This is a genomic window from Microbacterium sp. A20, from assembly GCF_004794515.1.
Lineage (GTDB): Bacteria > Actinomycetota > Actinomycetes > Actinomycetales > Microbacteriaceae > Microbacterium.
In genome coordinates this window covers 41198-64638 of the sequence record NZ_SSDF01000084.1, presented here as the reverse complement: position 1 = coordinate 64638, position 23441 = coordinate 41198, and the positions used below count along the sequence as shown (strand labels likewise).

At 69.6% G+C, this 23441-nt stretch carries 22 protein-coding genes; 16 read left to right on the top strand and 6 right to left on the bottom strand.

All coding sequences use genetic code 11. The features are described from left to right. Window positions 1-75: 75 nt before the first annotated feature. Window positions 76-1857, bottom strand: coding sequence for an aspartate--tRNA ligase (gene aspS / locus DW298_RS13405; RefSeq protein WP_136042953.1), 1782 nt, complete (start codon window positions 1855-1857; stop codon window positions 76-78). Between the two features lie 114 nt (window positions 1858-1971). Between aspS and DW298_RS13400 the strand changes: the two genes are divergently transcribed. Then, window positions 1972-2370: a DUF5684 domain-containing protein gene (locus DW298_RS13400; protein WP_240745131.1), complete on the top strand. Its 399-nt coding sequence runs from the start codon at window positions 1972-1974 to the stop codon at window positions 2368-2370. Between the two features lies 1 nt (window position 2371). Then, entirely contained in the window at window positions 2372-3001 is a 630-nt protein-coding gene (locus DW298_RS13395; RefSeq protein WP_136042952.1) for a histidine phosphatase family protein, read from the top strand. A 71-nt stretch (window positions 3002-3072) separates the two neighbouring features. Here the strand turns inward: DW298_RS13395 and DW298_RS13390 are convergent, their stop codons facing one another. Continuing rightward, complete coding sequence (locus DW298_RS13390) at window positions 3073-3978, bottom strand: NAD(P)/FAD-dependent oxidoreductase (RefSeq protein ID WP_136042951.1); 906 nt, start codon at window positions 3976-3978, stop codon at window positions 3073-3075. A 56-nt stretch (window positions 3979-4034) separates the two neighbouring features. Here DW298_RS13390 and DW298_RS13385 point away from each other — a divergent pair, with 56 nt between their 5' ends. The 5 genes from DW298_RS13385 to ccsB all read left to right on the top strand — a co-directional run bounded on the left by DW298_RS13385 (window position 4035) and on the right by ccsB (window position 8762). Beyond that, complete coding sequence (locus DW298_RS13385) at window positions 4035-4439, top strand: MerR family transcriptional regulator (protein WP_136042950.1); 405 nt, start codon at window positions 4035-4037, stop codon at window positions 4437-4439. 63 nt (window positions 4440-4502) lie between these two features. Then, complete coding sequence (locus tag DW298_RS13380; protein WP_136042949.1) at window positions 4503-5153, top strand: TlpA disulfide reductase family protein; 651 nt, start codon at window positions 4503-4505, stop codon at window positions 5151-5153. A gap of 16 nt (window positions 5154-5169) precedes the next feature. Beyond that, window positions 5170-5955, top strand: coding sequence for a cytochrome c biogenesis CcdA family protein (locus tag DW298_RS13375; protein ID WP_136042948.1), 786 nt, complete (start codon window positions 5170-5172; stop codon window positions 5953-5955). Beyond that, window positions 5936-7783, top strand: a complete 1848-nt coding sequence (locus DW298_RS13370) for a cytochrome c biogenesis protein ResB (RefSeq protein WP_136042947.1) — start codon at window positions 5936-5938, stop codon at window positions 7781-7783. Before DW298_RS13375 ends, DW298_RS13370 begins: the two co-directional genes overlap by 20 nt. 4 nt (window positions 7784-7787) lie before the next feature. Continuing rightward, window positions 7788-8762 carry a c-type cytochrome biogenesis protein CcsB gene (gene ccsB / locus DW298_RS13365; protein ID WP_136042946.1) on the top strand — a complete coding sequence of 325 codons (975 nt, stop codon included), beginning with the start codon at window positions 7788-7790 and terminating at the stop codon, window positions 8760-8762. A 195-nt stretch (window positions 8763-8957) separates the two neighbouring features. Here ccsB and DW298_RS13360 read toward each other — a convergent pair whose 3' ends face one another. Genes DW298_RS13360 through DW298_RS13350 form a run of 3 tightly spaced genes read right to left on the bottom strand, consistent with a single transcriptional unit; the run spans window position 8958 to window position 14034 of the window. After that, a complete protein-coding gene (locus DW298_RS13360; protein WP_136042945.1) occupies window positions 8958-9257 on the bottom strand; it encodes a hypothetical protein in 300 nt (99 codons plus the stop codon). A gap of 17 nt (window positions 9258-9274) precedes the next feature. Beyond that, window positions 9275-11248, bottom strand: a complete 1974-nt coding sequence (locus DW298_RS13355) for a YhgE/Pip family protein (protein WP_136042944.1) — start codon at window positions 11246-11248, stop codon at window positions 9275-9277. Next, window positions 11245-14034 carry an MMPL family transporter gene (locus tag DW298_RS13350; RefSeq protein WP_136042943.1) on the bottom strand — a complete coding sequence of 930 codons (2790 nt, stop codon included), beginning with the start codon at window positions 14032-14034 and terminating at the stop codon, window positions 11245-11247. Before DW298_RS13350 ends, DW298_RS13355 begins: the two co-directional genes overlap by 4 nt. 131 nt (window positions 14035-14165) lie before the next feature. Here DW298_RS13350 and DW298_RS13345 point away from each other — a divergent pair, with 131 nt between their 5' ends. Next, on the top strand, window positions 14166-14789 hold the full coding sequence (locus tag DW298_RS13345; protein ID WP_136042942.1) for a TetR/AcrR family transcriptional regulator: 624 nt from the start codon (window positions 14166-14168) through the stop codon (window positions 14787-14789). A gap of 54 nt (window positions 14790-14843) precedes the next feature. On the opposite strand, the gene DW298_RS13340 is transcribed toward DW298_RS13345, so the two are convergent. Then, on the bottom strand, window positions 14844-15827 hold the full coding sequence (locus tag DW298_RS13340; protein ID WP_136042941.1) for an o-succinylbenzoate synthase: 984 nt from the start codon (window positions 15825-15827) through the stop codon (window positions 14844-14846). A 250-nt stretch (window positions 15828-16077) separates the two neighbouring features. On the opposite strand from DW298_RS13340, the gene DW298_RS13335 reads away from it, so the two are divergent. The 8 genes from DW298_RS13335 (at window position 16078) to DW298_RS13300 (ending at window position 23350) form a co-directional block, all read left to right on the top strand. Next, a complete protein-coding gene (locus DW298_RS13335; protein ID WP_136042940.1) occupies window positions 16078-16410 on the top strand; it encodes a PadR family transcriptional regulator in 333 nt (110 codons plus the stop codon). A gap of 1 nt (window position 16411) precedes the next feature. Beyond that, window positions 16412-17407, top strand: coding sequence for a permease prefix domain 1-containing protein (locus DW298_RS13330; protein ID WP_136042939.1), 996 nt, complete (start codon window positions 16412-16414; stop codon window positions 17405-17407). 81 nt (window positions 17408-17488) lie between these two features. After that, window positions 17489-18409: a 1,4-dihydroxy-2-naphthoyl-CoA synthase gene (locus DW298_RS13325; protein WP_136042938.1), complete on the top strand. Its 921-nt coding sequence runs from the start codon at window positions 17489-17491 to the stop codon at window positions 18407-18409. 13 nt (window positions 18410-18422) lie between these two features. After that, window positions 18423-19577, top strand: coding sequence for an AMP-binding protein (locus tag DW298_RS13320; protein ID WP_136042937.1), 1155 nt, complete (start codon window positions 18423-18425; stop codon window positions 19575-19577). 23 nt (window positions 19578-19600) lie between these two features. Continuing rightward, a complete protein-coding gene (locus DW298_RS13315; RefSeq protein WP_136042936.1) occupies window positions 19601-20677 on the top strand; it encodes a hypothetical protein in 1077 nt (358 codons plus the stop codon). A 5-nt stretch (window positions 20678-20682) separates the two neighbouring features. Further along, the gene (locus DW298_RS13310; RefSeq protein ID WP_205820375.1) at window positions 20683-21474 is read left to right on the top strand and encodes a class I SAM-dependent methyltransferase; all 792 of its coding nucleotides are present in this window, start codon (window positions 20683-20685) and stop codon (window positions 21472-21474) included. Window positions 21475-21539: 65 nt separating this feature from the next. Beyond that, the gene (locus DW298_RS13305) at window positions 21540-22718 is read left to right on the top strand and encodes a histidine kinase (protein WP_136042934.1); all 1179 of its coding nucleotides are present in this window, start codon (window positions 21540-21542) and stop codon (window positions 22716-22718) included. Continuing rightward, a complete protein-coding gene (locus DW298_RS13300) occupies window positions 22715-23350 on the top strand; it encodes a response regulator transcription factor (protein ID WP_136042933.1) in 636 nt (211 codons plus the stop codon). Before DW298_RS13305 ends, DW298_RS13300 begins: the two co-directional genes overlap by 4 nt. The last annotated feature ends 91 nt before the right edge of the window (window positions 23351-23441 follow it).

Genomic DNA, 23441 nt, shown 5'->3' with positions numbered 1-23441 from the left:
CCCGGATACGCGTCGAGACCCCGGGCTGCGGATGGCGGCTGCCCGGGGTCTCGGCGGTAAAGCGGGGTCTCGGCGTCAGGCCTCGTCGTCCTCGGGCTCGAAGTCGACGCCGGCCTCGGCGCGCTGCGCGTCGGTGATGGGCGCGGGAGCGGAGGTCAGCGGGTCGAAGCCGTTTCCGGACTTCGGGAACGCGATGACCTCGCGGATCGACTCGGTCTTCGACAGGTGCTGCAGCACGCGGTCCATGCCGAGCGCGATCCCGCCGTGCGGCGGTGCTCCGAACTTGAACGCGTCGAGCAGGAAGCCGAACTGCTCGTCGGCCTGCTCGTCGCTGATGCCCATGACCTCGAACACGCGCTTCTGCACGTCTTCGCGGTGGATGCGGATCGAGCCACCGCCGAGCTCGGAGCCGTTGCACACGATGTCGTACGCGTAGGCCAGGGCCGAACCGGGGTCGGTGTCGAACGTGTCCTGGAACTCGGGCTTCGGACCCGTGAACGCGTGGTGCACGGCGGTCCACGCTCCGGCACCGACAGCCACGTCACCCGAGGCCACGGCGTCGGCCGCAGGCTCGAACATCGGAGCGTCGACGACCCAGGTGAACGCGAACTCGTCCGGGCTCAGGTAGCCGAGGCGACGGCCGATCTCGACGCGGGCGGCACCGAGCAGCGCGCGGCTCTCCTTGGTGGAACCGGCGGCGAAGAAGACGCAGTCGCCCGGCTCGGCGCCCACGAAAGCGGCGAGTCCGGCCTGCTCGGCCTCGGACAGGTTCTTGGCCGCGGGGCCGCCGAGCGAGCCGTCTTCGTTGAACAGGACGTAGGCGAGACCGCGGGCGCCGCGCTGCTTGGCCCAGTCCTGCCAGGCGTCGAGCTGCTTGCGCGGCTGGCTCGCGCCACCGGGCATGCGGACCGCACCGACGTACTCGGCCTGGAACACGCGGAACGGGGTGTCCTGGAAGTACTCGGTCGCCTCGACGAGCTCGAGGCCGAAGCGCAGGTCGGGCTTGTCGGAGCCGTACTTGGCCATGGCGTCGGCGTACGTGATGCGCGGGAGCGGGGTCGCGACGTCGACGCCGATCGTCTTCCACATCGCGACGATGAGCGACTCCATGAGCGTGATGACGTCTTCCTGGTCGACGAAGCTCATCTCGATGTCGAGCTGCGTGAACTCGGGCTGGCGGTCGGCGCGGAAGTCCTCGTCGCGGTAGCAGCGCGCGATCTGGAAGTACTTCTCCACGCCGCCGACCATCAGCAGCTGCTTGAACAACTGCGGCGACTGCGGCAGGGCGTACCAGCTGCCCGGGCTCAGACGTGCCGGCACCAGGAAGTCGCGGGCGCCTTCGGGAGTCGAGCGGGTGAGGGTCGGTGTCTCGACCTCGGTGAAGTCCTCGGCGTGCAGCACGTCGCGGATCGCCTTGTAGACGTTCGAGCGCAGGCGCAGGTTCGCTGCCTGGGCAGGACGACGCAGGTCGAGGTAGCGGTACTTGAGGCGCGCCTCCTCGCCGACCGTCTCGGTGTCGGCGACAGCCGTGGAGACCTGGAAGGGGAGGGGTGCGGACTCGTTCAGCACCTCGACGTCGGTCGCGATGAGTTCGATCTCGCCGGTCGGCAGGTTCGGGTTCGCGTTGCCCTCGGGGCGCAGCGACACCTCGCCGGTCACCTTCAGGACGAACTCGTTGCGCAGCGGGTGGGCGATCTCCTCGTCGCGGATGACGACCTGGGCGATGCCCGAGGCATCCCGCAGATCGATGAAAGCGACTCCTCCGTGGTCACGACGGCGGTCGACCCAACCCGAGAGGGTGACGGTCTGACCGATGTGCTCGGCTCGCAGAGAGCCTGCCGAGTGGGTGCGAAGCACGGAGTATTCCTTCTGATCTGGGAAATGGGGAACCCGGCCATTCTACGGGGGTGTGCGACTCCTCCCGGCGGGGGTCCGTCGGTCAGTAGGGTGGCTGTGAACGGAAGGTGCCCCATGAATCTCGCTCTCGTCCCCGCGGCCGACGTGCCGGTCGTCCCCGATTTCCTCGGCCAGTTCTTCTCCGGAACCACCGGTGTGGTGGCTCTGATCTTCTACATCCTCCTGGCCGTCGCCTGGTGGAAGGTGTTCACCAAGGCCGGTTACCCCGGCATCCTCGCCCTCATCCCGATCGTCAACGCCATCGTCCTGCTGCGTATCGCCGGCATGTCGGGCTGGTGGGTGCTGCTCTACCTGGTGCCGATCGCCAACGTGGTGCTCGCGATCGTCGTGGCCGTGAAAGTCGGCGCCCGCTTCGGCAAGGGCGGGGTCTTCTCCTTCTTCCTGCTCTTCGTGTTCTCGTTCATCGGGTATTTCATCCTCGGCTTCGGCGACTCCCGCTACCGCAAGGCGTGACATGACGGCGTCGCGTCTGCACCTCGTCCGACACGGTGAGGTGCACAACCCGGCTCGCGTGCTCTACGGTCGGCTTCCCGACTATCACCTGAGCAAGGCCGGCCGCGAGATGGCGGCGGCTGCGGCTTCCCACGTCGCATCGCTCGACCGGCACGTGGCCGCTCTGTACGCCTCGCCGCTCGAGCGGGCGCAGGAGTCGGCGGAGCCTTTCGCCGAGCGCTTCGACCTCGTGCCCGAAATCGACATCCGCCTGATCGAGCCGGCCAACGTGTTCGAGGGCACGCAGATGCGTCGCTCCCTCCTCAACCCGTTCAACTGGTGGCACCTGCGTCAGCCCTCGGTGCCGAGCTGGGGTGAGCCGTACACCTCCATCGCGGAGCGGATGCTCGGAGTGATGGACGAAGCGTGGGACGCAGCGCCGGACGGCGATGTCGTGATGGTGTCGCACCAGGCCCCGATCTGGATCACGCACCTCCGAGTCGCGGGTCTGCCGCTGCGGCACGACCCGCGCACCCGCCGCTGCGCCCTGTCGAGCGTCACCTCGTTCGAGCGCGTCGGGGATGTCTGGCGCGAGGTCGCCTACGCGGAGCCCGCCGCGACGGGCTCCGCGATCGACGTCGGCGCGGTCTGACCCGTCTCGAATCGCGCAAATGTTCCTCTCTCGGTCTCGGATACGACCGATTGCGCGATTCGGAAGGCGGGTCAGTGCTCGGCCGCGAGCAGTGACTGGATGATGCCGACGGCGGCGAGCTGACCGGCCGCAGCGGCCAGCAGCACCGAGGCCATCGGACCGGGCAGGCTCGCGCGGTGGGCGAGGTCGCCGGCGGCGAAGACACCCGGGATCGAGGTGCGGCCGAAGTCGTCGATCTCGATCGATCCGGACTCGAGCATGGTCAGTCCGAGGTCCGCGGCGAACGGCGCCCGCTGCCGCATCGACCCCGCGGCCACGAAGATGCCGGCGACCGGGCGCTCATCGCCGTCCGTGCGGACGCGCACGCCGTCGGCGTCCTTCTCGATCGAGGTGACCGGGGCGCTGCTCACCCGGGCGCCCGTCGCTTCGAGCATCCGCATGTCCTCGTCGGCGAACACCTCGTCGACGGGGAAGACCGTGATGTCGCCGACGATGCGCCCGAGCAGTCCGATCAGATGGGCGGCCCGCGGAGCTGCGCCGAGGATGCCGATGGCCTTGCCCGTGTGCTCGTGGCCGTCGCAGAACGGACAGCTGAACGCGAGCGTTCCCCACAGTTCCTGCAGCCCGGGGACGTCGGGGAGGTCGTCGGCGACGCCGGTGGCCAGGATCACCCGACGTCCCTCGACCGTCGAGCCGTCGGCGAGGGCGACTCGGAACGCGCCCTCGCCTCCGGAGATGCCGGTCGCGCCGGTGTCGCGGATCTCGACGTCGGCGTAGGCGGAGAGCTCCGCGCGGGCGGTGGCGCGGAACTCCGCCGGCGGTGCGCCGTCTTCGCCGACCATGTTGTGCATGTGCAGGACGGTGCCGTTGCGGTACTCGCCCGAATCGAGGAGCAGCGTCGAGCGGTGCATGCGTCCGAGGGTCAGAGCGGCCTGCAGTCCTGCCGGTCCTGCGCCGATCACGATGGCGTCGTACATGGGTGTCCTTCCCGATGGAGGTTGCGTTCTCCGTCAGTCTGTGACTTCATGTCAACATGAAGTCAAGCGCTGAGCATCCGTGGTCCGTCGGAGATGTCGCCGCCCGTTTCGAGCTGCCGACCAACGTCCTCCGGCACTGGGAATCGGTGGGTCTCCTGCGGCCTCCCCGCGACTCAGCCGGACGCCGCCGTTACGGCGAAGACGAGGTCGTACGCATCGCCGTCATCCAGCGCAGCAAAGCGGCGGGGATGACGCTCGAGCAGATCGCCGTGCTTCTCGACGACGGAAGTGCGGGGCGGCATCAGGTGCTCCAGCAGCATCTGGACGACCTCGATCGGCGCATGGAAGAGATGCGCCGGTCGCGCGAGATGACCGAACACGCGATGGGGTGCCGGGCCCATGACATCGCGACCTGCCCGCAGTTCCGGGCCGGTGTCGACGACGTCCTGGCGAGGTTCTGACGCCCGTCGCAGGCGGTCCTGCATCCACCTCGCGCATAGGATCCTCTGCGTAAACTCGGAGTCGTGCCACGCGATTCGACGGTCCGTCAGATCCGCAGCGGCCGCTCCTCCCGCACCCGGCGCTCACGCCGCGCGGTCGGTGCCGCGCTCGCTGCGGTGCTCGCCATCGGTCTGAGCGCCTGCGCTCCCGATCCTGTCAGCGAATCCTTCCTCAACGGGGAGAACACCGGCTACGTCGCGGCCGATGGGGCGATCGTCGAGATCCCCGTCGCCGAGCGCGGCGAGCCCGTGGAGTTCGGCGGAGTCACCGAGACCGGCGAGACGTTCGACAGTGCCGACATCGCCGGGGATGTCACGGTCGTCAACTTCTGGTACGCCGGGTGTGCGCCGTGTCGGCTCGAGGCCGCAGACCTCGAAGCCGTGTGGCAGGACTTCTCGGACGACGATGTCGCGTTCGTCGGAATCAACACCCGCGACCAGGCCGACACGGCCGTCGCGTTCGCCGAGGAGTACGACATCACGTACCCGAGTCTGATCGACGTCGACACCGCCGAGGCCAAACTCGCCTTCGCCAAGGTCACGCCGATCGCCGCGACACCGACCACGCTCGTGCTCGACAAGCAGGGTCGCGTCGCCGCGCGCATCATCGGACCGATCGACGGCCCCTCGATCCTCTCGACGCTCGTCAAGGACGCGCTCGCGGAGGACTCGTGAGCTGCCCGGGAGCGTTGTGAACCCCGAAGCGATCATCGGCTCCGGGGCCCTCTGGATCGCGATCCCGGTCGCGATGCTGGCGGGACTCGTCTCGTTCCTGTCTCCGTGCGTGCTGCCGCTCGTTCCCGGATACCTCGGATTCCTCGGCGGTGCCGTGGCGCCCCGCCAGGTCGCTTCCGGCGGCGGCGACGGACGCGCCACGACGCAGACGACCGAGACCGCGACTCGCGGCCGGCTCGTCCTCGGCGTGCTGCTGTTCATCCTCGGCTTCAGCCTCGTGTTCGTCTCGATCACCGCACTCGGCGGCGTGGCGAGCGTGTTCCTGCTGCAGTGGGGCGAGATCATCACGCGCATCCTCGGTGTCGTGATCATCGCCATGGGCCTGGTCTTCCTCGGTCTGTTCGGTTTCGCGCAGCGCGAGCTCCGCTTCCACGTCGACTCGAAGGCCGGCATCATCGGCGCTCCGCTGCTCGGCATCGCGCTCGGCATCGGCTGGGCACCCTGCCTCGGCCCGACGCTCACGGCGATCTTCGCGCTGTCGTTCAACGCCGGCGACCCGGTGCGCGCGGGCTTCCTCGGGCTCGCCTACTCGCTCGGCCTGGGCATCCCGTTCCTGCTCGTCGCCCTCGGCTTCGGCTGGGCGACGAAGGCGATCGGTTTCCTCCGCCGCCACATCCGCGTGGTCAACGTCATCGGTGGGGTGCTGCTCATCCTCCTCGGCATCCTGATGGTCACCGGCCTGTGGACCGACATCATGTCTCGACTGACGGCGGTGATGGGCAGTGTCATCCTCCCGCTCTGACCACTCCGAGAAGACCCGCCCCGAGAAGACCACCACGAAGAACAAGGGTGCCGTGAACAGCGACTCCAGCGATCCGCTCCGCCCGTCCGACCACGTCGACGGCGACGACTCGATCACCCAGCCGCGGCTGGGGTTCGTCGGCTGGCTGCGGTGGGGCTGGCGTCAGCTGACCTCGATGCGCACCGCGTTGATCCTGCTGCTCGTGCTCGCGATCGCCGCGATCCCGGGCTCGATCTTCCCGCAGCGGATGGCCGACCCGAACGGTGTCACGCAGTGGGAGCGCGACAACCCCGACCTCTTCCCGGTGCTCGACGGACTCAAGATGTTCGACGTGTACCTCTCGCCGTGGTTCTCGGCGATCTATCTGCTGCTGTTCGCCTCGCTCGTCGGCTGCGTGATCCCGCGCATCAAGCACCACGCCAAGGCGCTGCGCGCCCGTCCGCCGCGCACCCCCGCACGACTGCAGCGGCTCGAGGACTATCGTGCCGTGACCCGCGATCCCGCCGCCGACTCGGGGACGAAGACGGGGGACGCCGAGGCGGAGGCCGCCGCGTCCATCGACGTCGCCACCAAGCAGCTCAAGGCTCTCGGCTACCGGGTCGAGCGCTACGACCGGGGCCGCACGTTCTCGGTCTCCGCCGAGCGCGGGTACTGGCGCGAGACCGGCAACCTGCTCTTCCACCTCGCGCTCGTGGGTGTGCTGGTCACGGTCGGCGTCGGGGGCGGCTTCTCTTACACCGGGCAGCGCGTGCTGGTCGAGGGTGAGACCTTCGCGAACACCCTGCTCGACTACGACTCGATGAACCGCGGCCGCTTCGTCGGCGACGACGCCTTCTCGCCGTACTCGATGCGGCTCGACTCGTTCGACGTGACCTACCAGCCCTTCGGCGAGCCGGGCTCGGGCCAGGCCGGCGACTTCTCGGCCAACGTCACCGTGCAGGAGAACGGCGAGGAGCGCACAGGAGCCGTCAAGGTCAACGAGCCGCTCGGGGTCGCCGACGACGACGTGTTCCTACTCGGCAACGGCTACGCCCCGACCGTGACGGTGCGCGATCCGGACGGCAACGTCGTCTTCACGAACAGCACGCCGTTCCTCCCGCAGGACACGAACATGACCTCGCTCGGGGTGCTGAAGATTCCGGACGGCCTGGCCGAGCAGGTCGGACTGGTCGGTTTCTTCTACCCGACGACGGGTGTGCTCGAGAGCGGCGCGTTCTTCTCCGCGTACGGCGACCTCACGAACCCGACGCTCACCCTCGATGTGTACACCGGCGACCTCGGCATCAACGAGGGCGTGCCGCGCTCGGTCTACGTGCTCGACACCACCGGCATGACCAAGCTCACCGGTCGCAGCACCGACGTCGAATCGATCGAGCTCGTCCCCGGGCAGACCGCGCAGCTGCCGAACGGCCTCGGCTCGGTCACCTTCGACGACGAGTCGCCGGCGGGGGCGACGGATGCCTCCGAATCGGTGAAGAGGTTCGCGTCGCTGCAGATCCACCGCGACGAGTCCGGCGTGTGGGTGCTCGGCTTCGCGCTGCTCGCCCTCGGCGGGCTCATGATCGCGCTGTTCGTGCCGCGTCGGCGCGTGTGGGTCAAGGCCACCGCGCACGACGGCGAGATCGCGCTCGAGTACGCCGCGCTCGCCCGCGGTGAGGACCCCACGCTCGCAGCCGCCGTGGACGACCTGGTCGCAGGTCACGCCCGACTGCTCGACGCGGCGGGCGGCACCACCGTGCGAACCGAGACGGATGCCGCCGACGACGACAGCGCGGAGGAGTCCGCAGCGCCGGACGCCCCGGCCCCAGACACCCGGAAAGTAGACTGACACCATGCTCGAGCTCAACGTGATCTCGCCGGTCCTGCTGTGGACGGCGATCGCGATCTACGCGGCGGCCTTCGTGGCCTACGCCTTCGATCTCGCACGGCGCTCGCAGGCGACGGCCGACGCGCAGACGGTCCGCGAGTCGGTGCTCGTCGGCGCCGGCGGGGGATCCGCCGTCGCCGCCTCGGGCGCCCCCGGTACAGAGGTCCCGACGCAGCGTTTCGTGATGGCGCGGATCGGCACGTCGCTCACGGTGCTCGGATTCGTCTTCCACCTCGCGGCAGCGGTCACCCGTGGCATCGCCGCAGGCCGCGTGCCCTGGGCGAACCTCTACGAGTTCGCGATGATGGGCACGCTGCTCATCGTGGCCGTCTTCCTCGTCGTCCTCACGCGCCTGGACCTGCGCTTCCTCGGCACCTTCATCACCGGTCTCGTCGTGGTGCTGCTCGGACTGGGGGCGACGAACTTCTACGTCGACGTCTCGCCGCTGATGGATCCGCTCAAGAGCGTGTGGCTCGTCATCCACGTGTTCGTCGCGTCGCTCGCCACGGCGTTCTTCGCGCTCGCGTTCGCCCTCTCGGTGATCCAGCTCATGCAGTCGCGCCGGGAGCGTCTCGTCGGAGAGGGCGCCGCGAAGACCGGGCCCGGCTTCCTCCGCACGTTTCCGAACGCGGTGCGCCTGGAGAGCCTGGCGTACATGTTCACGATCATCGGGTTCATCCTGTGGACCTTCACGCTCATCGCCGGATCCATCTGGGCGTATTACGCCTGGAGCCGTTTCTGGGGCTTCGACGTGAAGGAGACCTGGACCTTCGTGATCTGGGTCATCTACGCCGGATACATCCACGCCCGCGCGACCCGCGGCTGGCGCGGCAACCCCTCGGCCTGGCTCGCGATCGTCGGCTTCTCGGCCGTGATCTTCAACTTCACCATCGTGAACGTGTTCTTCAAGGGTCTGCACGCCTACTCCGGCCTGAGCTGAGCTGCGGGCTGGGCCGCGGGTACGGGCTGCGGGTCCTGTTTGGGCTGAGCCCCGTCTTGGGCTGAGCCCCACCCGCTCCTCACCCGCGTCCTGCACAGCTTCGGAGATCCCGGCCGACACGCGGGCGCGCAGCTCCCGAATGCGGCGCGTCGAGCTCGAATCTCCGAAGTTGTGCCGCGAGGACTCGTCGGTCGGTCAGCCTCGTAGCGGCAGGACCTCGGCGTGCTCGATGCCGCCCTGGTACCAGACCAGTTCGGCCTCGGCGATGACCTCGATCGGAGACTGCCGTGCTGCCCATGCGCGGATCACTTCGGCCAGCTCTTCGCGCCGCTCGGGTTCGTAGAACCCTCGGAGCGTGACGTGCCCGGTGTGCGGATGCCGTGTCGGGATGCCGAGGCGCGCGAGCGCAGCATCCTGGACTTCTCTGTAGACCTCGCCGACCCCCGCGGTGGGCCGGAGCACGAGGCCGGGAGCGGATGGTCTCCGTTTTGGCACGGGAGCAGGGGACGAGCTCAGGCCGTGGCGAGGACCGCCTTGGCCGACGTCGTGCGCCGCAGCGTCACGGCGAGTGTCGTGGCGACCAGCGACAGCACTCCCCAGACCACCAGGGCAGCAACCGCCGAACCGCTTCCTGCGATCAGCCCGGCGAACGCGGGAGCCGTCGGCAGGGCGGCTCCGATGCTGGAGAGCCAGCCGGGGACCGTGGAGATGAGACCTGTCGCGACGGCGAGCACCCCGACGAGCGCGGAGATCCAGCGTCCGACGCCGCCGAACAGGGCGACGAGTGCCTGGTTCACGGCAGCGAACGCCATGCCGGCGAGCACCGCGGTGCCCGCGAACGCCCACCACGCGGCCGCATCGTAGCTCGCGACGATCTGCACGATCAGCGACACCAGCAGCCCCTGTCCCGCACCGATCAGGGCGGCGGGTGCGAATGCCCGCAGCGTCAGCGCGGCGGACGAGCGCCGCGACGTGAGCGTGCGCGCCGTGTGGGCGCGCATCACGATGAAGGTGGCGAGTCCGCCGAACCACAGCACGACGGCGGCGAGCAGCGGGATCGCCGTCGGACCGAAGATCGTGTCCATCGAGGAGTTCGACGACACCGGGTCGGCGATCACCGAGGCGAGGGACTTCGAGTCGCTGTCGCTGAACGAGGGGAGGGAGTCGGATGCCGTGCGCAGCCCACCCGCGAGGTCGCCGGTCCCGGTCGCCAGGGTGTCGATCCCGGTCGCCAGTTCGGTCGTGCCGTCGGCCAGGGCGGTGGCGCCGTCGGACAACTGGGTCGCACCTGTGGCGATGCCGCGCGCGCCGGTGGCGGATGCGGCGATGCCCTGGTCGGCGAGCTGCGTGAGTCCGCCGGACAGCTGTGTCGCCCCGGCGCCCGCCTGGGTCATGCTGGAGGCGATCGTGCTGAGCGAGCCGGGGAGGGCGGCGATTCCGCCTGCGACCTTCGGGCTGTTGAGCACGCCGGAGGCGGTTCCTGCAGAGGTCGCCACGGCGCCCGCGTCTTTCGCGAGCGACGTGAACAGGGTGCACTCGTCCTGGTCCGCGATTGGCGGCGTGCAGGCGGTCTGCGCCAGCGCGCCCAGCTTCTGCGCGAGAGCGGCCGACCCGTTCGCTGCGGACTGCGCCGATGCCGAGGCGCCCTGGATCGCTCCGACGAGCTGCTGCGTGCCGGCGACGCTCTGCTGCAGCTGGTTGCCGCCGCCGGTCAGCCCCGACCCGATCTGCGCCGCACCCGCCGCCGCCTCCCGCGTCTTGCCGGCGATCGTGTCGAGTCCCGTGGCCAGCGAAGACGCTCCGGAGCCGAGTTCGCCCGCGCCCGAGGCGAGTTTCGTCGCGCCCTTGGGGATCGCCGCGGCACCGGTCGCGGCATCCCGTGCACCGTTGGCGAGCTTCAGTGCGCCGTCTGCCGCCTCACCGATCTGGTCGCCGATCGTGGTGAAGCCGACCAGGATATTCTCGGTCGTCGCCTCGGACAGCATGGTGCCCATGGTCGAGGCCGCGACGTCGGCGATCTGGCCGGTGATGAGGTCGTCGGCGACGAGGCCGTCGTCCGGAGTGGTCACGGCGATGGTGGCCTGCTCGGCCTCGCCGCCGCCGTCCGAGATCGCCTGACCGGCCGAGGTCGCCGCCGCAGAGAACTCCTCGGGGATGGTGATGACCGCCTGGTACGAGCCGTCGGCGAGACCGTCGGCCGCATCCTCTTCGTTCGAGATCACCCATGTCAGGTTGGAGTCGAGGTCGTCCGACCCCTCGACGAGTCCTGCCGCCAGCTGGCGTCCGAGCGGGGTGACCTGGTCGTCGATGGTCACCGGCTCGTCGAGGTTGACGATCGCCGCGGTCATCGACTCCAGACGCTCGGTCGGGTTCTGCAGGGCCGCGACCAGGATGCCGCCGACCGCCGCGGGAAGCAGCAGCACGCCGAGGATGGTCAGCCACGTGATGGGCTTGCGGGAGCGCGCGCGCTCGATGGGGAGGGTCATGCGGTCACCTCGGTGGGTTCTGCGGCGCTCCGGCGAGGAGCGCGCGTGTCGAGAGTTTCGGGGGCGGGCCAGCCGGCTTCCGCGAGGGTGGTCAGTGCCACATCGGCATCGGAGGCGGTGGCGAACACCGCGAGCGTGCGGGATGCCGCGGCATCGCGCAGCATCGCGGCCGCCTGGTCGCGCTGGCCGCCGGTCAGGCGATCGATCCCGTCGATCACGACGATCTGCGACTTTCCGCGCAGCGCCTCGGCGAGATCGGCGAGGGCGGCATCGGCGTCGTCGACCAGCACGCAGCCGACGTGCGAGCGCACCCATGCCCCGCGTCCGGGGAGCAGATGACCCGCGACGCGGAGTCGGCCGTCGGTGGGCGTCACCCGGCCCGCGATCGTGAGCGCGAGTGCCCGTCGGGCCCGCACATCGCCACCGGTCGCGACGAGCGCTCCGCCTTCCGGGATGCGCAGGGACAGGTTCTCGACGATCGGCGCATCGGCGCTGATGTCGAGAACATCGGCGGCGACGATCGAGCCGTCTCCCGGCCAGTCGGCCAGGTGTCGTTCGCGCTCCACGGCCTCGCCCTCGACATCGACCCGGGGGAGGATCTTCTCGAGCCAGGCCGGCAGCTCCCAGGCGCGCTCGCCGAGGATCGCCATGAGGGCGGGGATCAGCGTCATCCGCACCAGGAAGGCGTCGATCGCGATGCCGGCCGCGAGCCCCAGGGCGATGGGTTTCAGCGACGAGTCGCCCTCGGGGACGAACGCCACGAAGACCGCGAACATGATGAGGCCCGCGGCCGTGACGACCTTGGCCGAGCCGGTGAAGCCGCTGCGGACGGTGCGCAGCGCGGCAGCGCGGCGCGTCGCCCGATCGGGGCTCTTCGAGTCGGGGTCGTGCACGAAGTCCTCGCGCATCCGCGAGACGAGGAACACCTGGTAGTCCATCGCGAGACCGAACAGCACGCCCATCAGGATGATCGGCATGAAGCTGATGATCGGTCCGACCTTGGCGACGTGCAGCAGGTCGGCGAACCAGCCCCACTCGAACACGGCGCCGACCACGCCGAATGCGGCGACGATCGAGAGCAGGTAGCCAGCGGCTGCGGTGATCGGCACCCACAGCGAGCGGAACACGATGGTGAGCAGGATGAGCGAGAGCCCGATCACGAAGATGCCGAACGGCAGCAGCGCATTGCCGAGCTGGTCGGAGATGTCGATGCCGATGGCCGTGAAGCCGGTGACCTTGAGGTCGATCCCGAACTCGTCGAGCCACTCGTCGTGGTGGCTCCGCAGCTCGCGGACGAGGTCCGCCGTCGCCGGGTCGTCCGGCGCGGTCTCGGGGATGATCTGCACGATGCCGGTGTCGGCGGTCTCGTTCGGTGTCGCGAGCGCGACCTCCTTGACGCCCGGGACCTCCGCGACGGCATCGCCGAGGTCTTCCATCAGCGTGAGCGGGTCGGTCGAGGTGACGATCGTGCCGGTGAGGATCATCGGGCCGTTGAAGCCGGGCCCGAACTCCTCCGCCACGAGGTCGTAGGTCTGACGCGCCTCCGAGTCCTTCGGCAGCACGCCCGCGTTCGGAAGCGCGAGGTTGAGGCTGAGCGCCGGGACTGCCACGATGCCGAGGCCGATCACGACGGCCAGCGAGACCAGGATCGGGCGTTTTGTGACGCCGTTCACCCAACGGGCACTGCCCTTCGCGCGGGCGGGGGCTGCGGACGCATCGTCGCTGTCGGTGTTCTTCTTCTTCGCCTTCGGCGTGCGCCTCGGACGGCCCACCACCTTCCCCTTCATGAAGCCGAGGAAGGCAGGCGTCAGCGTGACCGCGATCGCGACGGCGACCGCCACGGAGACGGAGGCGGCGATGCCCATGGTCGTCAGGAACGGGATGCCGGCGAAGCCGAGACCGATCAGCGCGATGAGCACCGTGACACCGGCGAAGACGACGGCCGACCCGGCCGTGCCGACGGCGCGCGAGGCGGATTCTTCGGGGTCGACGCCCTCGCGGACCTGGTCCTGATGTCGGGCCATGATGAACAGCGCATAGTCGATGCCGACCGCGAGCCCGAGCATGAGCGCGAGCAGGGGGGTGGTGGAGGACACGGTCGCGAAGGCGGTCGCGGTGAAGATGCCCGCCATCGAGATGCCGACGCCGAGGATGGCCGTGAGGAGCGGCAGACCGGCCACCACGAAGGAGCGGAAGGTGACGATCAGCACGAGCAGCGCGATCAGGAGGCCGACGGCCTCGGTGAGCGTGACGCCGGGGATCGAGATCGCGAAGAGGTCGCCGCCGAGGGAGGTCTGCGCGCCGTCGGGGAGTTCGGCGTCGAGGTCGCTCACCACGGAGCGCAGCGCGTCCTTCGTGTCGTCCGAGACGTCGGTGGATTCGCCGTCGAACTGCACACGCACGATGGCCGCCGTGTCGTCGTCGTTGATCATGCCCTCGACCATCTCGTCGTAGGGCGAGGTGGCGGCGAGCACGCCGTCGAGGTCGCCGAGTTCGTCGACGGCATCCTCGATGTGGTCGCGGTAGTCGTCGTCCGTGATCTCGTCACCGTCGGCGGCCACGACGATGAACTGCGCGTTCGTGCCGCTCACCTGCGGGAACGAGCGCGAGAGCTGCTCGAGACCTGCCTGCGATTCCGTGCCCGGGATGGAGAACGTGTTGTCGGTGCCCGCTCCCAGTACGAGTGCTCCGGCTCCGGCGATGCCGAGCGCGAGCAGCCAGGACACGAGGACTCGCCACGGGTGCCGGAAGGACCAGCGGCCGAGCGAGGACAGGAGTGTGGACACGCGTTCCTCCGAGGGGTGCTGATTGGATACACAGGTGTATCCGATACATACATGTATCGTAAATTGACCGGTGCGTCGGAGTCTGTGTGCCGGGTGTGAATCGTGCGAGAGTGAAGGGTCAGGAGGTTTCGATGTCGACACCCGCAACCCGCAGTCGTGAGAACACGCGCGCCCGGCTGCTCGAGGCAGCGGCGCAGGTCTTCGCCGAGGTCGGTCTCGACGGCGCCTCGGTCGAGGCCGTGTGTGAACGAGCCGGCTTCACCCGCGGCGCGTTCTACTCCAACTTCGAATCCAAGGACGAGCTGTTCCTCATGCTCGCCGCGAGCGTCTCCGAGGTGCGCGTGAGCGGAGTGCGCACCCGCGTCGAGGAGCTGACGGCGGAGGGCGCTCTGGTCGAGGGGTGCGATCCCATCGAGCTGGTGCAGCAGATCATGGAGCTCGGCGGCGACGATCGCCTGGGCGTGATGCTGCTGAGCGAGATCCGCATCCGCGCCCTGCGTGACGCGAAGTTCGGCGAGGCCTACCTCGCACAGGAGAGCGAGATGGTGTCGAGCATCGCGCAGATCATCGACGACATCGTCTTGGTGAGTGCGCTGAAGCTTCGTCTGCCGGCCGAGACCGCGGCCCGCATGCTCATGATCCTCTGGGAGGGCATGACCGTGCGCGGAGCGATGGCGGGCCAGGACGACGCCCAGTTGCGGCAGGCCGGCAGCGAGCAGCTCGGTCGCCTCGTGCAGCTGATCATCGAGTCGTAGAGCGCGGACGTCGCCCCGAGGTCGGTTGCGCTCGCTGCAGCAAGCGCTTCGAGCTCAGCGCGCGCGGCTCGACAACTCGTAGTGGGAGCGGGCGAGACGGGCGAGCCACCATTCGCGACGCTCGTCAGAGGCAGCGAGTCGGTCGAGCGCCCCGTCGTCGGGGATCACGCGGTCGGCCGAGATCGAGCCGGCGACCGGGCGTCGGTCGGCCACGTCGTCGAGGAACAGCGAGGCGGTGCCGAGTCCGCAGTCGTAATCCAGCGTCGGGAGGGCTGCAGCGAGCGCCGCACCCTGAGACAGACCGACCGCCGTGTCGAGCGCGCTCGAGACCACGACCGGGAGCCCTGCTGCCGTGACGATCTGCAGTGCGTGCGTGATCCCGCCGAGCGGCTGCGCCTTGATCACGAGCAGATCGGCAGCACCCGCGCGGGCGACCGCGAGCGGGTCGGATGACTTTCGCACGCTCTCGTCGGCGGCGACCGGGATGCCCATGTACTTGACCCGCTTGCGCAGATCCGCGAGTTCCGGCACGGTCGCGCAGGGCTGCTCCACGTACTCCAGGTCGTACTCGCAGAGGGCGTGGACGGCATGCTCGGCTTCATCGACGTTCCAGGCGCCGTTGGCATCCACGCGGATGCGTCCCTCCGGTCCCATCGCATCCCGCACGGCGCGCACTCGCGCCACGTCATCGGCGAGGCTCTGACCCGGCTCGGCGACCTTGACCTTGGCGGTGCGGCATCCGGGGAACCGCTCCAGGAGCTCGGCGACCTGGGCGGCATCCACCGCGGGAATCGTCGCGTTCACGCCGATCCGATCGCGCACGGGCGCCGGCTGCTCCCGCCACGCGAAGTCGATCGCCGCAGCGAGCCAGGTCGCCGCCTCGGTGTCGTCGTACTCCGTGAATGGCGAGAACTCCGCCCACCCCTCCGGTCCCTCGAAGAGAAGCGCCTCCCGCACCTCGACTCCGCGGAAGCGGCTGTGCATCGGGAGGGCGACGACCCTGGCCGAGTCGAGCAGGTCTGCGAGCGGCGGGATCATGTGCCCATTCTGCTCCGCGGAGGTCTCCGTTCGTGGTTCGCCTCTCGGGTGAGTCGCGGTACCGCCCCGCCCCGACCCGCGCTGCCCCTCTGCCGAGTGCACGGCTTGCTGCCGAGCGCCCGGCCTGTGCACGCGACGAAGCCGTGCGCTCGACGAGAAGCCGTGCGCTCGGCGATTGAGGAGGGCGGGAGTGTGTCAGCCATAGATGTGCGGTTGACAATGGTGTGTGACACACAGTAATGTGATCGACATGAACGAGACACTCGACACGCACCTGCAGGAACTGCGGCGCGGCACGGTGGTGCTCGCCTGCCTGCAGCTGCTGCGCGCGCCGGGTTACGGATACTCGTTGCTCGAGCAGCTGGAGCAGCGCGGGTTCGCGACCGACGCCAACACGCTCTACCCGCTGCTCCGTCGACTCGAGAAGCAGGAGTACCTCACGAGCGAGTGGAACACCGACGAGGCCAGGCCCCGCAAGTTCTACCGCACCTCGGATGCCGGCATCCGCCTGGCCGACACCCTCACCGACGAATGGCGGTCGCTCACCACGGCGATCGCGTCCCTCACAGCAGAGGAGAACTGACATGACCACGACAGCCACGCTCACCGAGCGCTACATCAGCGCGACCATCCGCAGCCTCCGTCCCGAGGCCCAGGACGACGTCCGCGCCGAACTCGAAGCCTCCATCGCCGATGCGATCGAGGCACGGATCGAGCAGGGGGAGGCGCCGGAAGACGCCGAACGCTCCGTTCTCACCGAGCTCGGAGACCCCGCAGCGCTCGCCGCCGGGTATGCGGATCGCCCGCTGTACCTCATCGGCCCGCGCTTCTATCTGACCTGGTGGCGGCTGCTCAAGCTGCTGCTGACGATCGTGCCGGTGTGCGTGCTCGGAGCCGTCGCACTGGGGCAGACCATCTCCAACGCCCCCGTGGGTGAGATCATCTCGACCTCGATCCTCGCGACCGGTGGCGCGATCCTGCACATCTGCTTCTGGACCACGCTCGTCTTCGTGATCCTGGAGCGCAGCGGCAGTGCGACGGCGATCGAGAAGTGGGACGTCGACCAGCTGCCGGAGCCCACGGAGAAGGGAGTGGGGCGCAGCGAGCTGATCGCGTCACTCGTCTTCCTCGGCATCGCTATCGGCGCTCTCCTCTGGGATCGCTACCGCGGCTTCGTCCACGTGGACGGCGAGACGTTGCCGATCTTGAACCCGCAGCTGTGGCCGTGGGGCATCGGCGTCCTGTTCCTGCTCATCGTCGCGGAGGCCGTGTTCGCGATCGTGCTCTACCGCCGGGGGCGCTGGAGCACCGGACTGGCCGTGGTGAACACGGTCCTCGCCGTCGCGTTCCTCGCCTGGGTGCTCGTGCTGCTGCTCACCGGCGACCTGGTGAATCCGGAGTTTCTCGCGCAGGTCACCGCGGCCGGCGGGGAAGGATTCGCGGCAGGGCAGGCTGAATCGGCCGACGAAGGCGGGGTGTTCCGCATCCTCGCCGTGCTGCTGGGGTTCGGCATCGCCGTGGGCGTCGGCTGGGACATCGTCGACGGCTGGAGGAAGACGGTCCGCGCAGGTCGCCGCTGACCAGTGCGGTCGAGGAGGCGCCGTCCCGATCGGGGGGCGCTTCCTGCGTGCTCGGCGCGGACCGAGGAATAGGCTGATGCCGTGACCACCGCATTCGTCTCCGACCTGTTCGACCCGGCTGAATGGGTGCTCGCGCCCGGTGCCGAGGACTACACCGACATCACCGCGCACGTCTCGCGCGACGGCGGGGTCGCGCGCATCGCGTTCAACCGGCCGGAGGTGCGCAACGCCTTCCGGCCTCACACCGTCGACGAGCTCTACCGTGCGCTCGACATCGCCCGACAGGATGCGCACATCGGCGCGGTGCTGCTCACGGGCAACGGCCCCAGCCCCAAGGACGGCGGGTGGGCGTTCTGCTCGGGTGGCGACCAGCGCATCCGCGGCCGCGACGGGTACAAGTACTCGGATGCCGAGACGGCGATCGTCGACGGCGCGAGTCGCGCGGCGGTCGGACGCCTGCACATCCTCGAGGTGCAGCGGCTCATCCGCTTCATGCCCAAGGTCGTCATCGCGGTCGTCCCCGGATGGGCCGCCGGCGGAGGGCATTCGCTGCACGTGGTGTGCGACCTCACGATCGCTTCGGCAGAAGAGGCCCGGTTCAAGCAGACGGATGCCGACGTGGGCAGCTTCGACGCCGGGTACGGCTCCGCCTACATGGCCCGGCAGACCGGACAGAAGTTCGCCCGCGAGGTGTTCTTCCTGGCCGAGGAGTACTCGGCGCAGCGTGCCTACGAGGCGGGTGCCGTCAACCGTGTCGTGCCGCACGCTGAGCTCGAGCGGGAGGCGCTGAAGATGGCGCGCACCGTGCTCACCAAGTCGCCCACCGCGATCCGCATGCTGAAGTTCGCCTTCAACGCCGTCGACGACGGCTTGGTCGGCCAGCAGGTGTTCGCCGGTGAGGCGACCCGCCTGGCCTACGGCACCGATGAGGCCGTCGAGGGCCGGGACTCCTTCCTCGAGAAGCGCGACGCCGACTGGTCGTCGTTCCCCTGGCACTACTGAGTCGGAGATCCGCATGACCGCCCTGATCCCCACGGATGCCGAAGATCCGGATCTGCTGCGGGATGCATTGCAGCGCGCCCTCGAGGGTGGACCCGCGCTGGGACTCGGCATGGTGGCCGGCGCGCCCGAGAACGTGGCGGACGGCATCGCGGCGGTGATCGCGACTTCCGGGTCGAGCGGCATCCCGAAGCGGGTCGCACTGAGCGGTGAGGCGCTGCGCGCGAGTGCCGAGGCCACCGCGGCGCGGATCGGGAGCGGGCGCTGGTTGCTCGCTCTGCCCGCCGGCTACGTCGCAGGGTTGCAGGTGATCGTGCGGTCGATCCTCGCGGACACCAGGCCGGCCGTGCTCGACGGCCGCTTCTCGCCGGCGTCCTTCGCCGAGGCGACCCTGGCGATGCTGCGTCCGTCGCCGGGGGCGGGGGTTCCCGATCTTTACACGTCGCTGGTCCCGGCGCAGATCGCGACGTTGCTCGATGCCGCCGACGACACGGCCGTACGTGCCGCGCTGACGGCGTACCGGGCGATCCTGGTCGGCGGACAGTCTCTGCCGGAGCCGCTGCGCGAGCGCGCCGACGACCTGGGCGTACGGGTGGTCCGCACCTACGGATCGACCGAGACCAGTGGTGGCTGTGTCTACGACGGTGTGCCGCTCGACACCGTCGGTGTGCGCACGGTCGACGGGGAGCTGCGTATCGCCGGGCCCATGCTCGCCGAGGGGTATCTCGGTGACGCCTCCTTGACGGCGCGCACCTTCGTGCGGGACGAGCACGGCATCCGCTGGTACCGCACGGGTGATCTCGGGCTCGTGGAAGACGGGGTGGTGCGCGTGCACGGCCGCGCCGACAATGTGATCGTGTCCGGGGGCATCAACATCTCGCTCGATCGGGTCGAGCGGATCGTCCGGCGCATCCCGGGGCTGCACGAGGCGGTCGTGGTGGGCGTGGAGGACGAGCACTGGGGCGAGGCGTCGGTGATCGTCGCCGCGCGCGGCGAGGTGCTGCGGCGCAGCGAGTCCGAGCAGCTCGCACAGGCGCGTGAGGCCGTGGCGGACGAACTCGGCAAGCATGCCCGCCCGTCCCGCCTCATCCTGGTCGACGAGATGGATGTCCTGGTCTCCGGCAAGCCCGACCGCGAAGCCATCCGCCGGGCCGTCGCCGACCTGCGTTGAGCGCCGCTGCCAGACTGGGTCGCATGGATGTGTTGCGGCTGGCAGGAGTGCCGGGAGTCGGGAAGAGCGCCGTCGCGTGGGCTGTCGCCGAGCGTCTCGCGTCCGACGGAGTGCCGACCGGGTATCTCGACATCGATCAGCTCGGCATGTGCTATCCCGCTCCACCTGACGATCCGGACCGCTGGGCGTTGAAGGAGACCGCGCTCGTCCGGCTCGCCGCACGGTTCCGCGACGCGGGCGTCGAGCGGCTCATCGTGTCCGGAGTCGCCGATCCGACCCAGCCGCCTCCGATGAACGGGCATCCGACGGTTTCTCTGTGGCTCGACGCGGATGAGGAGACGAGGCGGGAGCGTCTGGCTCCCCGCCGGTGGGAACGCGACCAGGTCGACGCCGCGCTCGCCGCCGGTACTCGGGAGGCGAGGACGGCGCACCCCGGCTGGGAGCGATTGGACACGGAGCGGTCGACCATCGAGGAGATCGTGGAGTCCGTGATCGACCACCGGGCCGTGGGGGCGCAGACGACCGTCGAGACCGTATTCCCCGACAGGCATGTGACAGGGCGGGTCATCTGGGTCACCGGTCCGCGGTGCTCCGGCGCCTCGCGGGTGGGTTGGGAGCTGGCCCGCGCCCGGTGGAGTGCGGGCGAGCGCACGGGCTTCGTCGACGTGGCTCAGCTGAGTTTCGCCTGGAATGTGAGGCATATGAGCGGGGTCGAGAACGCCGCCGCCCTGCACCGGGTGTTCGAGGCGGTCGACGCGCAGACCCTGATCGCCGTCGCGCCGTTCGAGGTGGATCCGGCAGAAGTGCGCGCGGCTTTCCCTCGAGCGGACGTCCGCTTCTTCCGCCTCGATGCCGACGAGCGCACGCGCCGCGACCATGCGGTCCGGAGGGCGGAGGGCGCGGACGGCGCACTCCTGGCCGGGGACGACCTGCTCGGCGCGTCTGCCGCGGAGATCGAGAGGATCGTCGGGATCGGAGAGAGTCAGCATGCATCGCCGCTGCGCGCGGGAGAGACCCTGATCGACGCGTCGAGGCCATCGGTGAGGCAGGTGGTCGACAGGGTGATCGAGTTTGCCGACGGGGGTGCTCTGCCAGAATGAACCGCATGGTCACGTACACGCACGGACACCACGAATCAGTTCTCCGCTCGCACAACGTGCGCGACATCGCGAATTCCGCGGCCTACCTCCGTCCGCACCTCACAGCTGCGACGCGGCTCCTCGACGTCGGAGCGGGGCCGGGCTCCATCACGGTGGACTTCGCCGGCGTCGTCGCGCACGTGACCGCCACCGAGATCGACGAGGACGCCCTGTCGCTGTCGCGTGCCCTCGCGGCGGATCGCGGCATCGAGAACCTCGACTTCTCGGTCGAAGATGTGCACGCGCTCAGCTTCCCCGACGACTCCTTCGACGTCGTGCACGCGCACCAGGTGCTGCAGCATGTCGGCGACCCGGTGCAGGCACTGCGGGAGATGCGTCGCGTGGCGGTGCCCGGTGGGATCGTCGCCGCGCGCGACGCCGACTACGCGGGCTTCCTCTGGTTCCCGGTCCTGCCCGAGCTCGATCGGTGGCTGGCTCTGTACCAGGCGGCGGCCCGCGCGAACGGCGGCGAGCCGGATGCCGGTCGCCGACTGCTCTCCTGGGCGCGGGCCGCGGGCTTCGAGGATGTCACCGCGACGGCATCCACCTGGTGCTATGCATCTCCCGCGGAGCGAGCCTGGTGGGGCGGGATGTGGGCGGACCGCATCCTCGAGTCCGCGCTCGCCCGACAGCTGGTGGACAGCGATATGGCCACGTCCGCCGATCTGCAGGAGATCAGCGACGCCTGGAAGCGCTGGGCCGACGACGGCGACGGCTGGTTCCTCGTGCCTCACGGCGAGATCCTCGCTCGCGCCTGACCGACACCGCAGGGATACATCCACGGACGGATGTCCCGTGCGGTGTGCTCGCGTAGCGTGGGGGAGTGATCCGCCCGCTCTCCCGCACGGCGCTCGCGCTCGACATCGTCGGGGCGGCGCTGCTCTTCCTCGTCCTGTTGCCGATGTCGCTGGTGTTCTACGGACCGGGAACCGGGAACACGGCGATCGGAGGCGCGGCCGTCGTGGCGGTCGTGTTCGCTGCCGTGCTGATGTTCGGCGCGGTCGCGATAGGACGGCTCGCGCCGGGCTGGGCGCTCGCAGCGGCATGGGCCGGGGCGATACTGCAGATGGTCGCCGGCTTCGGCCCGCTGCCGATCGACTTCGCCATCCTGCTCGTGCTCTACGCCACGGCGGCGTGGGGCACGAGGCGGGTGCTCTGGTGGGGCTTCGGGTCCGCTCTCTTCGGTGGACTCGTCGCCGCCCTCTACATGGTGGTCGTGAACGGCGTCGCTTTCGGCACCGGCACCGGATGGGAGAAGGTGACGGCCGGCACCCTCCTCCTCGTGGTGTCCGTGATGGCCCTGGGCTTCGCCTGGGTGTGCGGACTCCTGTGGCGGGTCGTGCTGCGCGCGCGCCGTACTCGCGCGGCCCAGCTCGAGGCCGAGTCTCTCGCGGTCGAAGAGCAGGAGCGCGTGCGCATCGCCCGCGACATGCACGACATCGTGGCTCACTCGCTCGCCGTGGTCATCGCTCAGGCCGACGGCGCGCGATATGCGGCCGCGGCGAAACCCGAGTTGGCGACGGAAGCGCTCGGCACGATCGCGCAGACGGCGCGCGGGGCGCTGAGCGACGTGCGGATGCTGCTCACGCAGCTCCGGCATCGGCAGGGCGATGGCCCGCAGCCGACGCTCGCCGACCTCGAAGCCCTGTTCGCACAGGTGCGGCAGGCGGGGATCGAGCCGCGCGTCACGGTCGACCCGATGCCTCCGGGGGAGCCGCCGGGCGCGATCCAGCTCGCCGTGTATCGCATCCTCCAGGAGGCGCTGACCAACGCGATCCGCCACGGCGACGGCGCTGTCGACGTGCACCTGGCCTGGTTCCCGGATCGGGTCGACGTCGACGTGCGCAACACCGTGTCGCGGGACACCGTGATCGCGTCCGGAGGGCACGGGGTCATCGGGATGAAGGAGAGGGCGCAGCTCGTCGGCGGTAGTCTGCAAGCCGAGCGCCGAGGGGCACAGTTCGTCGTCCACGCCACGCTCCCGATCGGAGTCCCCGAATGATCAGAGTCGTGCTCGTCGACGACCAGGCGCTGTTCCGTGCCGGCATCCGGATGCTCGTCGCCTCGCAGACCGACCTGGAGGTGGTGGGCGAAGCCGGCAACGGCCAGGAGGCGCTCGACGTCGTCCGCGCGACGCGGCCCGACGTGGTGCTGATGGACATCCGGATGCCGGTCATGGACGGTCTCACGGCGACCGCCGAGATCCTCGCCCGGCCGGAGCCGCCGCGCATCGTCATGCTCACGACGTTCGACCTCGACGAGGCGGCCGCGCGCGCGATCCGGCAGGGAGCCAGCGGCTTCCTGCTCAAGGACGCCGACCCCGAGTTCCTGCTCGCCGCGATCCGCACCGTGCATTCGGGTTCGAGTGTGATCGCCGCCTCGGCGACGCGTGATCTGTTCGCGCATTTCGCCGAAGCGCCCAAGCCCGTCCCGCCGCAGTACTCCACGCTCACCGACCGGGAGAAGGAGATCTTCGCGCTCGCCGCCCGTGGCCTGTCGAACGCCGAGATCGCGGGCCGGGAGTACTTGAGCGAGGCGACCGTCAAGACGCACATCAGCCGCATCCTCACCAAGCTCGCGCTGCGCGACCGCGTGCAGCTGGTGGTCTTCGCCTTCGAGCACGGCCTCGCCTGACCGGCACCCACCACGGCGTCCGTTGACGATTCGCGGACTCGGTGACGCTGCGCCGAGGAACTTGTGCGAATCCGTCGGCAGATCGTCATGA

What these genes read in the sequence shown, in the direction of transcription:
- DW298_RS13310 (WP_205820375.1), top strand. Translation starts at nt 20,683, where the DNA reads ATGGTCACGTACACGCACGGACACCACGAATCAGTTCTCCGCTCGCAC.
- DW298_RS13335 (WP_136042940.1), top strand. Translation starts at nt 16,078, where the DNA reads ATGAACGAGACACTCGACACGCACCTGCAGGAACTGCGGCGCGGCACG.
- DW298_RS13315 (WP_136042936.1), top strand. Translation starts at nt 19,601, where the DNA reads ATGGATGTGTTGCGGCTGGCAGGAGTGCCGGGAGTCGGGAAGAGCGCC.
- DW298_RS13345 (WP_136042942.1), top strand. Translation starts at nt 14,166, where the DNA reads ATGTCGACACCCGCAACCCGCAGTCGTGAGAACACGCGCGCCCGGCTG.
- DW298_RS13340 (WP_136042941.1), bottom strand. Translation starts at nt 15,827, where the DNA reads ATGATCCCGCCGCTCGCAGACCTGCTCGACTCGGCCAGGGTCGTCGCC.
- DW298_RS13385 (WP_136042950.1), top strand. Translation starts at nt 4,035, where the DNA reads ATGAAGTCAAGCGCTGAGCATCCGTGGTCCGTCGGAGATGTCGCCGCC.
- DW298_RS13355 (WP_136042944.1), bottom strand. Translation starts at nt 11,248, where the DNA reads ATGACCCTCCCCATCGAGCGCGCGCGCTCCCGCAAGCCCATCACGTGG.
- DW298_RS13300 (WP_136042933.1), top strand. Translation starts at nt 22,715, where the DNA reads ATGATCAGAGTCGTGCTCGTCGACGACCAGGCGCTGTTCCGTGCCGGC.
- DW298_RS13320 (WP_136042937.1), top strand. Translation starts at nt 18,423, where the DNA reads ATGACCGCCCTGATCCCCACGGATGCCGAAGATCCGGATCTGCTGCGG.
- DW298_RS13330 (WP_136042939.1), top strand. Translation starts at nt 16,412, where the DNA reads ATGACCACGACAGCCACGCTCACCGAGCGCTACATCAGCGCGACCATC.
- DW298_RS13390 (WP_136042951.1), bottom strand. Translation starts at nt 3,978, where the DNA reads ATGTACGACGCCATCGTGATCGGCGCAGGACCGGCAGGACTGCAGGCC.
- DW298_RS13400 (WP_240745131.1), top strand. Translation starts at nt 1,972, where the DNA reads ATGAATCTCGCTCTCGTCCCCGCGGCCGACGTGCCGGTCGTCCCCGAT.
- DW298_RS13395 (WP_136042952.1), top strand. Translation starts at nt 2,372, where the DNA reads ATGACGGCGTCGCGTCTGCACCTCGTCCGACACGGTGAGGTGCACAAC.
- ccsB (WP_136042946.1), top strand. Translation starts at nt 7,788, where the DNA reads ATGCTCGAGCTCAACGTGATCTCGCCGGTCCTGCTGTGGACGGCGATC.